The 14,645-nt window shown below is 71.9% G+C and carries 14 protein-coding genes; 5 read left to right on the top strand and 9 right to left on the bottom strand.

Annotated elements, in window-relative coordinates:
- Positions 1 to 261 precede the first annotated feature (261 nt).
- From AB0M82_RS40275 to cofC, 3 genes are read right to left on the bottom strand one after another with little or no spacing between them, the layout of a single operon-like run.
- A complete protein-coding gene (locus AB0M82_RS40275) occupies positions 262 to 1,215 on the bottom strand; it encodes an NUDIX hydrolase (protein WP_364733979.1) in 954 nt (317 codons plus the stop codon).
- The gene (locus AB0M82_RS40280; RefSeq protein ID WP_364733982.1) at positions 1,212 to 3,593 is read right to left on the bottom strand and encodes an RNA degradosome polyphosphate kinase; all 2,382 of its coding nucleotides are present in this window, start codon (positions 3,591 to 3,593) and stop codon (positions 1,212 to 1,214) included. The genes AB0M82_RS40275 and AB0M82_RS40280 overlap by 4 nt, the downstream gene beginning before the upstream one ends.
- Positions 3,594 to 3,648: 55 nt before the next feature.
- Positions 3,649 to 4,281 carry a 2-phospho-L-lactate guanylyltransferase gene (cofC, locus tag AB0M82_RS40285; RefSeq protein ID WP_364733985.1) on the bottom strand — a complete coding sequence of 211 codons (633 nt, stop codon included), beginning with the start codon at positions 4,279 to 4,281 and terminating at the stop codon, positions 3,649 to 3,651.
- A 525-nt stretch (positions 4,282 to 4,806) separates the two neighbouring features.
- Here cofC and AB0M82_RS40290 point away from each other — a divergent pair.
- The 3 genes from AB0M82_RS40290 to AB0M82_RS40300 all read left to right on the top strand — a co-directional run bounded on the left by AB0M82_RS40290 (position 4,807) and on the right by AB0M82_RS40300 (position 7,324).
- The gene (locus AB0M82_RS40290) at positions 4,807 to 5,526 is read left to right on the top strand and encodes a lysophospholipid acyltransferase family protein (RefSeq protein WP_364733988.1); all 720 of its coding nucleotides are present in this window, start codon (positions 4,807 to 4,809) and stop codon (positions 5,524 to 5,526) included.
- Positions 5,526 to 6,542, top strand: coding sequence for an NAD(P)H-dependent glycerol-3-phosphate dehydrogenase (locus AB0M82_RS40295; RefSeq protein WP_364733991.1), 1,017 nt, complete (start codon positions 5,526 to 5,528; stop codon positions 6,540 to 6,542). Before AB0M82_RS40290 ends, AB0M82_RS40295 begins: the two co-directional genes overlap by 1 nt.
- 302 nt (positions 6,543 to 6,844) lie before the next feature.
- Positions 6,845 to 7,324: a cysteine dioxygenase family protein gene (locus tag AB0M82_RS40300; RefSeq protein ID WP_364733994.1), complete on the top strand. Its 480-nt coding sequence runs from the start codon at positions 6,845 to 6,847 to the stop codon at positions 7,322 to 7,324.
- A gap of 244 nt (positions 7,325 to 7,568) precedes the next feature.
- Here the strand turns inward: AB0M82_RS40300 and AB0M82_RS40305 are convergent, their stop codons facing one another.
- The 6 genes from AB0M82_RS40305 to AB0M82_RS40330 form a co-directional block, all read right to left on the bottom strand.
- Complete coding sequence (locus AB0M82_RS40305) at positions 7,569 to 8,546, bottom strand: asparaginase (RefSeq protein WP_364733997.1); 978 nt, start codon at positions 8,544 to 8,546, stop codon at positions 7,569 to 7,571.
- Between the two features lie 13 nt (positions 8,547 to 8,559).
- The gene (locus AB0M82_RS40310) at positions 8,560 to 9,381 is read right to left on the bottom strand and encodes a class I SAM-dependent methyltransferase (RefSeq protein ID WP_364733999.1); all 822 of its coding nucleotides are present in this window, start codon (positions 9,379 to 9,381) and stop codon (positions 8,560 to 8,562) included.
- A complete protein-coding gene (locus AB0M82_RS40315) occupies positions 9,378 to 9,758 on the bottom strand; it encodes a VOC family protein (protein WP_364734002.1) in 381 nt (126 codons plus the stop codon). Before AB0M82_RS40315 ends, AB0M82_RS40310 begins: the two co-directional genes overlap by 4 nt.
- Positions 9,759 to 9,829: 71 nt before the next feature.
- Positions 9,830 to 10,570 carry an FAD:protein FMN transferase gene (locus AB0M82_RS40320; RefSeq protein WP_364734005.1) on the bottom strand — a complete coding sequence of 247 codons (741 nt, stop codon included), beginning with the start codon at positions 10,568 to 10,570 and terminating at the stop codon, positions 9,830 to 9,832.
- The gene (locus AB0M82_RS40325; protein ID WP_364734008.1) at positions 10,567 to 11,007 is read right to left on the bottom strand and encodes an FMN-binding protein; all 441 of its coding nucleotides are present in this window, start codon (positions 11,005 to 11,007) and stop codon (positions 10,567 to 10,569) included. Before AB0M82_RS40325 ends, AB0M82_RS40320 begins: the two co-directional genes overlap by 4 nt.
- A 12-nt stretch (positions 11,008 to 11,019) precedes the next feature.
- Positions 11,020 to 12,366 carry a ferredoxin reductase family protein gene (locus AB0M82_RS40330; protein ID WP_364734065.1) on the bottom strand — a complete coding sequence of 449 codons (1,347 nt, stop codon included), beginning with the start codon at positions 12,364 to 12,366 and terminating at the stop codon, positions 11,020 to 11,022.
- Positions 12,367 to 12,513: 147 nt separating this feature from the next.
- Between AB0M82_RS40330 and AB0M82_RS40335 the strand changes: the two genes are divergently transcribed.
- Positions 12,514 to 13,224: a response regulator transcription factor gene (locus tag AB0M82_RS40335; protein ID WP_364734011.1), complete on the top strand. Its 711-nt coding sequence runs from the start codon at positions 12,514 to 12,516 to the stop codon at positions 13,222 to 13,224.
- Positions 13,221 to 14,645 carry a HAMP domain-containing sensor histidine kinase gene (locus tag AB0M82_RS40340; protein ID WP_364734014.1) on the top strand — a complete coding sequence of 475 codons (1,425 nt, stop codon included), beginning with the start codon at positions 13,221 to 13,223 and terminating at the stop codon, positions 14,643 to 14,645. Before AB0M82_RS40335 ends, AB0M82_RS40340 begins: the two co-directional genes overlap by 4 nt.

Genomic DNA, 14,645 nt, shown 5'->3' on the forward strand with positions numbered 1-14,645 from the left:
CGTACTCGCGCGCTGCGTCCGGCGACCGCTTCGGTGCGGGTCGGTCGTCGCGTTGGGCGCCGGCCGCGCAGGTCAGTGTGCTCGGGGCTCGCTCGTGCGCCCCAATGTGGCGTTGGGTGCGTTGGACGCACCGAACGCCACATTGGGTGCGCTGGACGCACCCAACGCCACATTGGGGGCGTCCGGTGCGCGGTGCCCGGTGAGGCGGGACGAGCGCGTCCCAACGTCACCTTTGGCGCGTTCGTGCGGCCGGGGCTTCGGTCAGGGGTGGCTGGGGGAGGGGGCCGGGAGGGCGCTCGGGTGGTAGTCCGCCGCCAGCAGTTGCGGGCCTGTCTCGGCCGTCGGGGGGCGGAACGACAGCACCCAGAACGAACCCTTCTTGCTCGGGACCATTGCGCCCCGCGCCGCCGGCAGCTCGACGCCGTCGCGGTCCGCCAGGGTGCTCACCAGGTCCGGGATCACCCCGCCCTGGCTGCACACCACCGGTGTCCCGCCGTCGCCGGCCACCGCCAGCAAGCGCGCCACCCCCAGCACCGGATCCGGCCAATAACCCTGCTCCGACAACAACGGCTCGTGCCGCACCTCGGACCCGACGTCCTCCGCGATCCCGTGCACCGTCTGCACACACCGCAACCGCGGCGCCGACAACACCCGCTCCGGCGCGAACAACGCCAGCACCCGCCGCAACGCCGCCGCCTGCCGCAGCCCCGCCTCCGACAACGGCCGCAGATCGTCGTCACCGGTCCACTCGTCCCGCTTGCCCGCCTTCGCGTGCCGCACCAGCAACACCGTCGTCAACCCCACCGGCAGCTCGCAGAACGCCCGCAGCACCCGCACGTCCTCCGGCCGCGTCAGCAGCTTCTCCGCCGCCGTCGGGGCCAGCCAGCGCAGCTCGTCCACCTCGTCGTTCGCCGCGAACTCGCCCGACACCGCCTCCGCCGCGAAGTAGTCGACGGTCTTCGGGACCGTCCCGGACCCGTTCCGCGCCGGCACCGGGTACGCCGTCCGCGTCAGGTACCGGCCCAGGACCGCCGCGAAGCCGGTCTCCTCCCGGACCTCCCGCACCGCGGCCTCGGCGATCGTCTCGCCCGGATCGAGCTTCCCCTTCGGCAACGACCAGTCGTCGTACCGCGGGCGGTGCACCAGGGCGACCTCCGTCGCCCGCCCGGCGACGCGCCACAGCACCGCGCCGGCCGCCCGTACCTCCTGGGTCATCCGGCGGCCCCGTGCAGCTTCGCCAGCTCCACCTGGTGGTCCCGCACCCGCGAACCGTCCGCCGGGAACGGCGACCACTCGCCGCTCGCGGTCAGCACCCAGCACCGTGTCGCCGGGTCCAGCGCCGATTCGAACATGTCGTCGAGCTGGCGGGTCAGCTTCAGGTCCTTCACCCGCACCAGCGCCTCGATCCGCCGGTCCAGGTTCCGGTGCATCATGTCCGCGCTGCCGATCCAGTGCGTCCCGCCCGCACGGAAGTGGAAGACCCGCGAGTGCTCCAGGAACCGGCCCAGGATCGACCGGACGTGGATGTTCTCGGAAAGCCCTTCCACGCCGGGCTTCAGCGTGCAGATGCCACGCACCACGATCTCGACCGGCACCCCGGCCTGCGACGCGTGGTAGAGCGCGTCGATGATCTGCTCGTCGACCAGTGAGTTGCACTTGATCCGGATCCCGGCCTGCTGCCCGGCCCGCGCCAGTTCGATCTCCTCGCCGATCGCGCGCACGATGCCGCGGCGGATCCCGTGCGGCGACGTCAGGATCGTCCGGTAGGTGTCCTGCCGCGAGTAGCCGGTGAGCACGTTGAACAGGTCCGTGACGTCCGCGCCGATGCTCGGGTCGGCGGTGAACAGGCCGATGTCCTCGTAGAGCCGCGCGGTCTTCGGGTTGTAGTTGCCCGTGCCGATGTGGCAGTACCGGCGGATGGTCGAGCCCTCCTGGCGCACGATCATCGACACCTTGCAGTGCGTCTTCAGCCCGACCAGGCCGTACACCACGTGCACGCCCGCGCGCTCCAGTGTCCGCGCCCAGGTGATGTTCGCCTGCTCGTCGAACCGCGCCTTGATCTCGACCAGCGCGACGACCTGCTTGCCCGCCTCCGCGGCGTCGATCAGCGCGTCGACGATCGGGGAGTCGCCCGACGTCCGGTACAGCGTCTGCTTGATCGCCAGGACCTTCGAGTCGGCCGCCGCCTGCTCGATGAACCGCTGGACGCTCGTGGAGAACGAGTCGTACGGGTGGTGCACCAGCACGTCACCCTCGCGCAGGGTCGCGAAGACGCTCTTCGGTGTCTCGCGCTCGCCGAACGCCGGGTGCGTCGCCGGGACGAACGGCCGGTCCTTGAGCTCCTTGCGGTCCACACCGGACAGCTGGTGCAGGCAGGTCAGGTCCAGCAGGCCGGGGACCTCGACGACGTCCGCCGGGTCGACGTCCAGCTCGCGCAGCAGCAGTTCGAGCATGTGCTCGCTCATGTCCTGCGCGACCTCGAGGCGCACCGGCGGGCCGAACCGGCGCTGCGCCAGTTCGCGCTCGAGCGCCTGCAGCAGGTCTTCGTCGCGGTCTTCGTCGACCTCGAAGTCGGCGTTGCGGGTGACGCGGAACACGTGGTGCTCGGTGACGTCCATGCCGGTGAACAGCTCGCCCAGGTGCGCCGAGATGAGCTCCTCGAGCGGGAGGAACGTCGCGGTCCGGCTGGTCCGCTCGGTCTCGACGCGCATCAGCCGCGGCACGTTGCTCGGCACCTTCACCCTGGCGAACCGCTCGGTGCCGCCTTCCGGGTCGCGCACCGTGACCGCCAGGTTGAGCGAAAGGCCCGAAATGTAGGGGAACGGGTGCGCCGGATCGACCGCCAGCGGCGTCAGCACCGGGAAGATCTGCTCGGAGAAGTAGCTGGACAGGCGCAGCTGGTCGGCGCCGGTGAGGTCCGCCCAGCCGACGATCAGGATGTCGTGCTCGGCGAGCTGCGGGCGCAGGTGCTTCTCGAACGCGCCGGTCTGCCGCTCGACCAGGTCCTGGTTGCGCTTGGAGATGTAGTCCAGCTGCTCGCGCGGGGTGAGCCCGTCCGCGCTGCGCACCAGCAGGCCGGTCTCGTCGCGGCGCTTCAGGCCGGCGACGCGGACCATGTAGAACTCGTCCAGATTGGACGCGAAGATGGCGAGGAACTTCGCGCGTTCGAGCAGCGGCTGCGACTCGTCTTCCGCCAGCGCGAGCACGCGGGAGTTGAAGTCCTGCCACGACAGCTCGCGGTTGAAGTACCGGTCGTCCGGCAGCGTCTCGACGGCGGTCGGCGCGGCGGTGACCGCGGGCGGCGCCGACGGGACGACGCGGAACTCCTCGGCGCCGCGCGGGTTGCCCTGCGCGGCGCTGCGTCGGCGGGTCGTCGCCGGGGTGGCCGCGGCGGCGGTGGTCTTGCGGATTCTCGCCTTGCCGGCGGTGGCACGGGCCGCGGTGTCGCGCGCGGTGGACTTCGACGGGACCTTCTTGGCCGCGGCCGGTTTGGCCGCCGTGGTCTTCTTCGCCGTCTCCGAAGATCCACTCGCCGGGTTCCGTCGCCTCCGGGGTGCGGGCGTGCCGCCGTCGTCTGTGCTCACGGCCCCCATTGTTCACTACGCCAGGCCGGATTGCGCAGGCCGCGGTGAAGGTCAGATGAACAGCTCAGCGCGGTGCGGCGCAGGGTTCGCCGAGCCGGGCGGCGGTGTGTTTCCCGACACCCAGGCCGCGCACGTGGGCGAGGTCTTCCGGGGTGTCGACGTCGCTGCGCAGGGTCGGGAGCTGTCGCGCCAGCGGCACGGCGCCGGACGCCGCGTGCTTCCGGGACGATCCGGGGCCGAAGCGCGGGTCGAGGGGTTTTCCGGGCGCGGACAGCAGCAGGGTGGTGCCGGTGCCCTGGCGATCGGCGACGAACGCCCGCCGGCCGGCCGCCTCGGCGAGAGCGGCCGAGAGATCGCCGGCGCGCAGGGCGGGCAGGTCGGCTTGAAGAGCCCCGACGACGGCGTGGGGATCGTCGGCGCGGAGCAGGGCTTCGCCATGGCGGAAGGCGGCGTTGAGGCTTTTCTCCGCGGTTTCGGTGACGATCTCGACGCCGAGCTCGGCCAGCTCGGCGACGGCCGCGGGATCGGCCGCGACGAGCAGCACCCGCCGCACGCACCCGGCCGAGACCACGGCGGCGAGGGTGTCGGCGGCCAGCGCCAGGACCAGCCCGGGGTGCCGGTCCGCCTCGACGGCGCCACGCAGCCGCGACTTGCCCTCGCGGGGGTGTTTCATCGGCACGACCAGGTCCACGTCCACGTGTCCATCTTTACCGGAAACGATCGGCCGGTGCCGGGGACCGGGGCGGGTTGTCCACAGGCGACGAGTGATGTGGACAGGTCCGGGTGCGGGGTCTCCGGCGGGCGGTTCACGTCGGTGGTCGCCGATACGCTTGAGACGGGGTGGCCCCCAGGGAGGGTGGGCTTTGTGGTGGGGGTGGGCTTTGTGGTGGGGGCGGGCTTTGTGGTGGGGGCGGGCTCGGCGCTCGGCGTGGGTCGCGAATGACCCATTGGGGACCTGCGAGGTCTCGAATGAGTCATTCGCGACCAAGAAACCGTCATGCGACCCTGCCCAAGAGACTTTGCCGGGACCCTGACCTGGGAGCGGGCCGTGTGGTGGGAAGCCGCGCGGTCCTCGGGCGGCCGGAACGGTGGGGTGCGCGCGCCTGGCGCCGGCTCACCGATGACCCTCCCGGCCCGCCGGCCGCCGCCTACCTCGGCGTCAACCCACCCTCCCTGGACCGCCCGGACCCCGGCGCGGCAGGATCTGGGGCGGACGTGAGACGTGGAGGAGGAGATCGTGGCCCGGCGTGAGAAGGGCGGCTTCTGGGTGGGGCTCGCCGCCGTACTGTTCTACCCGCTGACGGCGATGGCCCGCCGGGTCTACGTCGGGGCCGAGAAGATTCCGCGGCAGGGTCCCGCGCTGCTCGTCATGAACCACATCTCGCACCTCGACCCCGCCGTGGACGCCGTGTTCGTGCACCGGCAGAAGCGCGTCCCGCGTTTTCTCTTCAAGGAGAGCCTGACGCGCGCGCCGATCCTCGGCCCGATCGTCTCCGGGTCCGGGCAGATCCCCGTCTCGCGGGGGTCGGCCGCCGCCGGGGACAGCCTCAAGGCTGCCCACCAGGCGCTCGAAGACGGCAAGGTCGTCGTCATCTATCCCGAAGGCACCATCACCAAGGACCCGGCCGGCTGGCCGAAGGAGTCCTTCACCGGCGCCGCCCGGCTCGCGCTGCAGAACGACGTCCCCGTCATCCCGATCGCGCGCTGGGGCACCAACCAGATCTTCGACGGCTACACGAAGAAGTTCACGCCGTTGCCGCGCAAGACGATCACCCACTCCGTCGGCGACCCGCTCGACCTGTCCGTCTACCGCGGCGGCAACACCCGCAGCGCGTCGAAGCTGCGCGAAGTCACCAAGGTCATGATGGACGAGGTGACCCGGCTGCTCGCCGAGATCCGGCACGAGGAACCGCCGGTGACGAAGCCGGGGGATCCCGTCTGATGCGCGCCGACGTGCAGCGGGTCACCGTGCTCGGCGCCGGTTCGTGGGGCACCGCCTTCGCGAAGGTGCTCGGCGACGCCGGCCGTGACGTCACGATGTGGGCGCGCCGCGAACAGGTCGCCGAGGACATCCGTGAGCGCCACGTCAACAGCGCGTACCTGCCCGGCGTCGGGCTGCCGGAAACCGTCACCGCCACCAGCGACCCGGCGAAGGCCCTCGACGACGCCGAAGCCGTCGTGCTCGCGGTGCCAAGCCAGAGCCTGCGGGCGAACCTGACGTCGTGGCGCGGCCTGTTGCCGCCCGAGGCGATCCTCGTCAGCCTGGCCAAGGGCGTGGAGCTCGGCACACTCAAGCGGATGAGCGAGGTGATCGGCGAGATCGTCGGGATCGACGCCGGCGAGGTCGTCGTCGTCACCGGGCCGAACCTGGCCAAGGAGATCGCCGCCGGCCAGCCGTCCGCGTCGGTGCTGGCGTGCGCCGACCACGACCGCGCGGTCGCGATCCAGCGCGCCTGCGCCAACTCCTACTTCCGGCCGTACACGAACACCGACGTCGTCGGCTGCGAGCTCGGCGGGGCGTGCAAGAACGTGATCGCGCTCAGCTGCGGGATGGCCGCGGGCCTCGGCCTCGGCACGAACACGATGGCGACGCTGATCACCCGCGGCCTGGCCGAGATGGCCCGGCTCGGCGCGAAACTGGGCGCCGACCCGCTGACGTTCGCCGGGCTCGCCGGCGTCGGCGACCTGGTGGCGACGTGCTCGTCGCCGCTTTCGCGCAACCGGACGTTCGGGGAGCGCCTCGGCCGCGGCGAGACCCTGGAGCAGGCGCAGGCGGCGGCCGGTGGGCAGGTCGCCGAGGGCGTCATGTCGTGCTCGTCGATCCGGGCGCTGGCGCAAAGCCTCGGGGTCGACATGCCGATCACCGACGCGATGCACCGCGTGTGCCACGAAGGCGTCGACCCGCGGCGGGCCGGGGCCGAGCTGCTCGGGCGGTCGCAGAAGCACGAGTGGTCCTGAGGGTGTTACCGATCCGGCCAAAAGTAGGCCGGCCCTCGAGCGGTACGTGCCATAACTACGAAAGCCGTCCGGCCGTGACTGTGGTCGGATTGGTAACGAACGGCACAGTACCTACCGCCCGGATGGTGGGAGCGGCTTGACCGGGGCCGGGCGCGCTGGGACTCTGATCGTCATGTTCGCGCACGTCATGACCGAGTCGCGGGGTCGCTTCGACCGCCGCGCCGTTGTGCGCGCGTGTCGCTGTTGTCGGTGAACCCAGCCCCGGCCCAGCTCGACACCCCTTTTCTTCCGTGAGGACCCTCATGTTCGCCGTTCCCGACAACACCCTGCTGCGTCCCGAAAACCCCGCGCTGCGCCACCCGGTGCGTGTCGCGCTGGAGGTCGCCGCCGACCGCGACCGCTGGCGCCACCTGCTGCGCTACGACCCCGACGAGCGCTTCGCGACGCTGGTCTCCAAGGACGAACAGCAGGAGGTGTGGCTGATGGGCTGGCTGCCCGGCCAGCACACCGACCTGCACGACCACGCGTTCGCCAGCGGCGCGTTCACCGTGGTCAACGGCCACCTGACGGAGGCCGTGGCGCGCCGGGCACCGGACGGCCGCGCGGTCACCGAGCTGCACGCGCTGTCGGCGGGACAGTCGCGGGTCTTCGGACCGGGCTACGTGCACGAGGTCCGCAACGACGGCCCGGACCCGGCGGTGTCGGTCCACGTCTACCGGGACGCGGGCCGCGCGATGCGCCCGTACCACCTGGACCCGCTCGGCGGCCCGGTCCTTGGCTGAGGCGGCTCCCCAAAGCCTCTGACGGCCACCTTCAGAGCGTTCGTGTCGCGCGTCGCAAGTTGTTCGACGTTCGGGCCAAGCGCCCCAATGTGGCGTTCGGTGCGTCCAGCGCACCCAATGTGGCGTTCGGTGCGTCCAATGCAACCAACGCCACATTGGGGCGCAACCCAGGGCCCCTGTCAACGCACCTCGGACGCGCGACACTGGATGCCCTGATGGTGGCCGTCAGAGACTCGCCGAGCCGTCAGTCCAGGTCGCCGCGCAGGCGGAACTCGCGTTCGATCGTCTCCCGGTCCGCGCCGCCGGCCAGCAGGGTGTGCAGCAGGACGCGCGACTTCCGCGCGTCCAGCCAGCCGGCCGTCGTCGCGCCCATCGCGATCAGGCTCGACTCCGAGCCGCGGAAGCCGTACGTCGACCGCAGCGTCGGGCCCGCGCCCGTCCGGGACGCGACCACGACCGGCATCCGCGCGACCAGCCGTTCGATCACCTCGGCCGTGCCGGCGGAAACGTGTCCCGCGCCGGTCGCGGCCACCACCACCCCGCGCACCTCCGGAAGAGCGGCCGTGTGCGCCAGCACCGTGCCCGGATCGTCCAGGCCGGCTTCGACCACCGGGACCAGCCCGCCGAAGTCGCGACCGGCCAGCAACGGCGGCCGCGGCGGCGACGGGTGGAAGTAGTGCACCGCGTGCTCGACGACCATGCCGAGCGGCCCCGCGGGCGCCGACGAAAACGCGTCCAGGTGGCTCGAATGCGCCTTCCGCACCCAGCGCGCCGCGTGCACGTCGTCGTTCAGCGTCACCAGCGCGCCCCGGCCCCGGCTGCGCGGATCGGCGGCGACGGTCAGCGCGTTCCGCAGGTTCGCCGGGCCGTCCGCGCTGAGCAGGCCCGCGTGGCGCATCGCCCCGGTGACCACCACCGGGACCTCGGACGGCCAGCAGAGGTCGAGGAAGTACGCCGTCTCTTCGAGGGTGTCGGTGCCTTGCACGACCACGAAACCGTCGGCTTCCTGCCGCAATCCCCATTCGCGGCACCGCACCAGCGTCGCGAAGTCCATCGACGCGCTGCCGATCCCGGCGAGCGTCTCCGCCAGGACGTCCATCGGCAGGTCGCCGAGGTCGCCGAGCAGCTCGGCCGCGCCGAGCCGGGGCACGGCGCCGGCTTCGCCGGGGACGGGGGCCATCGAAATGGTGCCGCCCAGCGTGGCGACCGCGATCAAGGGCATGCGGTCACCTTATTCAGGCGTTCTTGACCGCCTGAAGCGTGTAGCTCGCCGCGAGCCGGGACGGCGTGTCCTTCAGCCGCCACTCGCCGGCCGGGTCGCACGCCATCTGGCCGGGCAGCGCGTTCCACGGGACGCTGTCGTGCTCGGCGAACCCGGTCAGCGTCATCCCGTTCTCCAGCAGCGAGGTGATGATTTCCCCGACGGAGTGGGCCCACTCGTGGGTCACGGTGTGGTTCTGCTCGCCGTGCACCTCGACGTAGCTGCCCGGCTCGTCGAACACGAGCGGCTCGGTGTGCTCGAAGTACGGGTACCGCGGCACCGCCGGGTCTGTCTTGTCGTCCAGCGTCCCCAGCATCGGGTGTCCTTCGCGGATGAACAGCCGTCCGCCCGGCCGCAGCAGGCCCGCGACGACGGCGGCCCAGCGCGCGGCCGACGGCAGCCAGCACAACGCGCCGATTCCGGTGTAGACCAGGTCGAACCGCCCGGCGCCCAGCACCGAAACGGCGTCGTACACGTTCGCCTCGTGGAAGTCGATCTCGGCGCCGGCCGCGGCAGCGAACCGCCGCGCTTCCGCCAGTGCCGCCCCCGAGAAGTCCAGGCCCGTCATCGACGCGCCGAGCCGCGAGAGCGACACCGTGTCCGTGCCGAGGTGGCACTGCAGGTGTACCGCGCGCAGCCCGGTGATGTCGCCCAGCCGCGGCCGGTCGAACCGCACGACGGTGCTCAGGTGCGCCGGGTCCGACGTGTACCGGGCGAACCCGTAGTCCGGCGACGCCGCGTGCAGCACCGCGCGTTCGTCCCAGTTGGCCTTGTTGACGGCGAACGAGTCCGTCACGACGTCGCCGCGCGTTCGGCGGCGCTGCGCAGCACGCAGAACTCGTTGCCCTCCGGGTCGGTGAGCACGGCCCAGCCGGTGCCGTCGGGGTTGCGGCGGTCGTCGACGAGCTTCGCGCCCAGACCCAGCAGCCGCCCGACCTCCTCGTCGCGCGGGATATCGGGCTGCAGGCACAGGTGGAGGCGGTTCTTCACCGTCTTCGGTTCGGGCACGCGCAGGAAGAGCAGTGTCGTCCCGTCGTTGAGTTCGACCCCGACTTCGTCGTCACCGGGCTGGTCGGTGTCCGGGATCGGCCTCCCGGTGACCTGGCTCCAGAACTGGCACAGTGTGTACGGGTCGGCGCAGTCGACGGAAACGTTCAGCACGGACGACGGCATGGGGCTCCTCGGGAATCGGGCACAGCGGACGTCCGAGTCTGGCCGAGTGCCCGCGAGACGGCGAACGGATTTCAGGACGCCAGCGCCAGGCCCGCCGTCCGGTGCATCCGCCGGCTGTCGTCGACGATGAGGATCTCGCAGTCCGGCCGGTCGGCCGCCCAGGTGATGCCCTCGGCGCCCATCGCGAACGCCGCGGTGGCCAGCGCGTCCGCGGTCACCAGGTCGCCGGCCACGACGGTGACGCTCATCAGCCCGGTCGCCGGGGTGCCGGAGCGGCCGTCGAGGATGTGCGAACCGCGCTCGTAGGCCGCCGACGTCGCGATCGCGCCGTTGCGCGACTCCAGCACCGCGCACACGGCGAGGGGCTGCTCGGGGTGCCGCACGCCGACCCGCCACGGGCGGCCCGGCTCCGGCTCGCCCGCGGTGACGACGTCGCCGCCGGCGTTGAGGCAGAACGTGGCCGCGCCCTCGGCCTTGAGCAGGTCGGCGGCGCGCTGCACCGCCCAGCCCTTGACCACCGCGCACGGGTCGAGGCCGCGGCCGGGGAGCCGCGCGCGGAACGCGCCGCCGGAGAGCTGCTCGTAGTACGCGCAAAGCTCCAGCACCTCCAGGAGGTCGTCGCTCAGCTCGGCGGCCGTCAGCTCGCCGCGGTCGTACCGGCTGACCTCGCTGTCCTCCTTGAAGGGGCTGAACCGGGCGTCGACCTCGCGGAACCAGGTGAACACCTCGTCGACGACCTCGGCGAAGTCTCCTTCGTCACGCAGATCGAGGGAGATCGGCAGCCCCATCACCTGTTCGACGCGGGTGGTCATCGGTTCCCTCTCGCGTCGATCGCGGCCTGCAGCGACGTCTTGTACGACTCGCTCGTCTCGGTCGCGCCGGTCACCGTGTCGATGTCGGCGCTCTGCGCTTTCATCGCCTCTTCCTGCAGGCGCGGCAGGGCGGTGAGCGAGCGCCCGCTGTCCGGGGCCCGCAGCAACGTGATGGCGGTGAGCCGGGCGCCGGTGAAGGTCACCTGCACCTGCACGGTGCCGTAGTTGCTGGATTCCGGGGTGCCCTGGGTCGTCACTGTCGCGTTTGTACTGTCCGAACTGGATGGAGCCGTCGACGGCGCGGCCGATGTGGACGGTGCCGTGATGCTCGGCGGCGCCTGGGCGACGGCGGCGGCGCGCACCGGTTCCGGTTCGAACCGCCAGACCGCGATGAACCCCGCGATCGACAGCGCGACGACGAAGATGGTCTTCTTCACGAGATGATCCCCCTAGGCCGCGAGGCTGAAGCGTTCGGCGTGGACCTGGGCGCTCGGCACCTTCAGCTCGCGCAGGCTGCGCAGCACGGCCGCGGTCATCCCCGGCGGGCCGCAGACGAACACGTCCCGCTCGTGCACGTCCGGCACCATCATGTGCAGGTTCGCCGGGCCGAGCATCACGCCGCGCGGGCCCACCGCCTGGTCCGGTCCGGTGAGGAGGCTCACCATGGCCCCGCGCGCCTTGGCGAGGTCGTTCAGCTCCGGCAGCAGCACCGCGTCGGCCTGGTTGCGGACCCGGTACAGCACGACGACGTGGCCGTCGATGTCCTCCAGCAGCGCGCGGATCGGCGTGATGCCGACGCCGCCCGCCACGAGCAGCGCGTTGGGCTGCTTCTGGTGGATCGTCGTGAAGGCGCCGTACGGGCCTTCGGCGAACACCCGGGTCCCGACCGCGAGATCGCGCAGCCCGGCGCTCGAACCGCCCAGGGCCTTCGCGGTCAGCCGCAGGGTGCGGCCGTCGGGCGCGGCGGACAGCGAGAAGGGATTGGCCTGCCACCAGCGGTCCTTCGTGAGGAACCGCCACAGGAAGAACTGCCCCGCCCTGGCCGGCATCTTGTCGAGGTGCTTGCCGGTCATGTACACCGAAACCACGTCCGGGCCCTCGGAAACCACCGCCGTGACGCGCAGCTGGTGGCGCAGGTTCCGCCACAGCGGCAGCACGACGCGGCCGGCGAGGACGGCGGCGCCGGCGCCGAGCCAGAGCGTCCACCAGTACGCCTTCGCCGTGTCCGAGCCGGCGAACGACTGGCCCAGCGCGATCTGGTGGGTGAACGCCAGCAGGACCGCGGCATAGGTGTAGAGGTGGATGAAGTGCCACGTCTCGTAGGCCAGCCGCCGGCGCGCGAACTTCGCCGAAGCGGCCCCGACGATGAGGATCACCGCGAACGCGACCAGCGCGCGCAGGATGCCTTCGAGCTGGTTCGCCATCTCCACCAGCTCGTCGACGACGCCCTTGTCCGAAACCTCCGCGTAGCCGAAGGTGATGAACACCAGGTGTCCCAGCAGCGTCCACAGGATCGTGAAGCCGGTCCAGCGGTGCCAGGTGGTCAGCCGGTCCATCCCGATCCGCCGGTCCAGCCAGGGCAGCCGCGCCACCAGCAACAGCTGGAACGCCATCGCCAGCGCGCCGTACATCCCGGCGAGCCTGCCGATGGTGATCAGCACGTTCTGCGACACCCCGGCCTGGGCGAACAGGACAGTGACGGCGCCCACGTTGGCGCCCAGGAAAAGGAAGAGGCCGGATTTCGCGGCGATCCGGGGGCGGATCGCCGAGCGCGTGGCCTCGGCGGTCTGCGTCATGGTGCTCACACGGATTCCCCTTCGGTTCGGTTCACGACCGCCAGCCTCGCCACGCAGCCTGTGGCGAGTCTGGGTGCGGGCTGTCGGATTCCTGTCGGCCCTCGCCACCGGTCGCTCCCGGCGCGCGCGCCGGGAGAAGATGGGGTGGTGCAGACCCCCGAACCCGTGCGCCTGCTCGTCGTCGACGACGAGCCGCACATCGCCGACCTCGTCGCCACCGTCGCCCGGTACGAGGGCTGGCAGGCGGTCACGGCCGGGTCCGGCAAGGCCGCGCTGACCGAAGCGGCGGCGTTCGGCCCGGACATCGTCGTGCTCGACCTGATGCTGCCCGATTTGGACGGCTTCACCGTGCTGGACCGTCTCCGCGAGAACGGCAACGCGGTGCCCGTGGTGTTCCTCACGGCCAAGGACGCGACGGCCGACCGGATCGCCGGGCTCACCCGCGGGGGTGACGACTACCTCGTGAAGCCGTTTTCGGTCGAGGAGCTGATGGCGCGGCTGCGCGCGGTGCTCCGGCGCAGCACCGGTGTCACGCACCAGGCGGCGCGCGGCGCGGTGCTGCGGGTGGGCGACCTGACCCTGGACGAGGACACCCGTGAGGTCCGCCGCGGTGACCGCCTGGCCGAGCTGACCCCGACCGAGTACGAGCTGCTGCGCTACCTCCTGCGCCGGTCGCCGTCGGTGCTGACGAAGGCGCAGATCCTCGACCACGTCTGGGAGTACGACTTCGGCGGCCGGTCCAATGTGGTCGAACTGGTCATCTCGCACCTGCGGCGCAAGATCGACGCGGACGCCGCCGAGTCACTGATCCACACCGTGCGCGGCGTCGGCTACGTCGTGCGCCAGGTCCACCGGTGAGGCGCGCCTTCCGCCGGTGGTACGAAGCCTGGCAACGTACGCGGCTGGGCACCCGGATCGCGCTGGGCCTCGGCGTACTCGCCCTGGTGGTGTTCGCCGTCGTCGGCGTCACGACGGTCGGGATCATGCGCGGCTACCTCGACCGGCGGCTCGACGAGCAGCTGTCCAAGAGCCAGAACACGCAGCTGCCGATGCTGCGCAAGACGCACGGGTCGCCGCAGTCGGTGTACTCGTGGTACTCGGCGCTGTACAAGGTGCAGGACGGCGTCGCGATCTCCGAGCCGGGCGGCCAGTTGCCCGGGGACGCCGAGCAGCTGGCGAAGATCGCCGTCGACGCGATCGGCGGCGACGTCACGCGCACCGTCCACCTGCGCGACGACGGGCCGTACCGGGTGCGCGCCTGTCCGGTCGACACCGATTCGGTGCTGCTGAGCGCCGCGCCGCAGAAGGACCTCGACGGCACGGTCCGGCAGCTGATCTGGGTCGAGGTCGGCGCGTTCGCGTTCGCGCTGGCCGTGCTGGTGGTCGTCGGACGGCTGGTGCTGCGCCGCGGCCTGCGTCCGCTGGCCGACATGGCCGGCACGGCGCACGACATCGCGTCCCACGACCTCACCGCGGACCCCGATCTGCCGGTGCGCGCGGCCGGCACCGGCGGCGGCGCCGAAGTCGAAGAGCTGCGGACGGCGTTCAACGTGATGCTGGCGCACATCGACACGTCCCTGGCGGCGAAGACGGAGGCGAACGAGCGGCTGCGCCGGTTCGTCGCGGACGCGTCCCACGAGCTGCGGACGCCGCTGACGTCGATCCGCGGTTACGCCGACCTCTTCCGCTACGCCGCGGCGAACGAACCGGCGGAGCGGGAGGCGCACCTGGCGAAGATCCGCGAGGAGACCGCGCGGATGACCGTGCTCGTCGACGACCTCCTGCTGCTGGCCCGCCTCGACGCGCGGGCCGCCGAGACGCCGTTGCGGCCGGAGCGGGTCGACCTGGCCGAGCTGGCCGGGGACGCGGCGGACGCGTTCGCCGCCGGCCGCCCCGGCCACCCGCTGACCACCTCGTTGGGTGCGGCGGCGGTGGCCGCCGATCCGGTGCGGCTGCGTCAGGTGCTCGACAACCTGCTGGCCAACGCCGCCGTGCACACCCCGCCCGGGACGGCGGTGCGGCTTTCCGTGGCGGTGGAGGGCGCCGAAGCCGTCGTCACGGTGGCCGACGCCGGGCCCGGGATCGCGCCGGCCGATCAGGAGCGGATCTTCGACCGGTTCTTCCGCGTCGACGATTCGCGCACGCGCGGAAACGGCGGCACCGGGCTCGGGCTGTCGGTGGTCCAGTCCCTGGTGACGGCGCACGGCGGCACGGTGTCGGTTTCGTCAGAGCCGGGCCGGACGGTGTTCACCGTTCGGCTGCCGCTCGCCTCGTCGTGA

Source organism: Amycolatopsis sp. NPDC051128, from assembly GCF_040682715.1.
In the GTDB taxonomy this organism is placed as follows: Bacteria; Actinomycetota; Actinomycetes; order Mycobacteriales; family Pseudonocardiaceae; genus Amycolatopsis.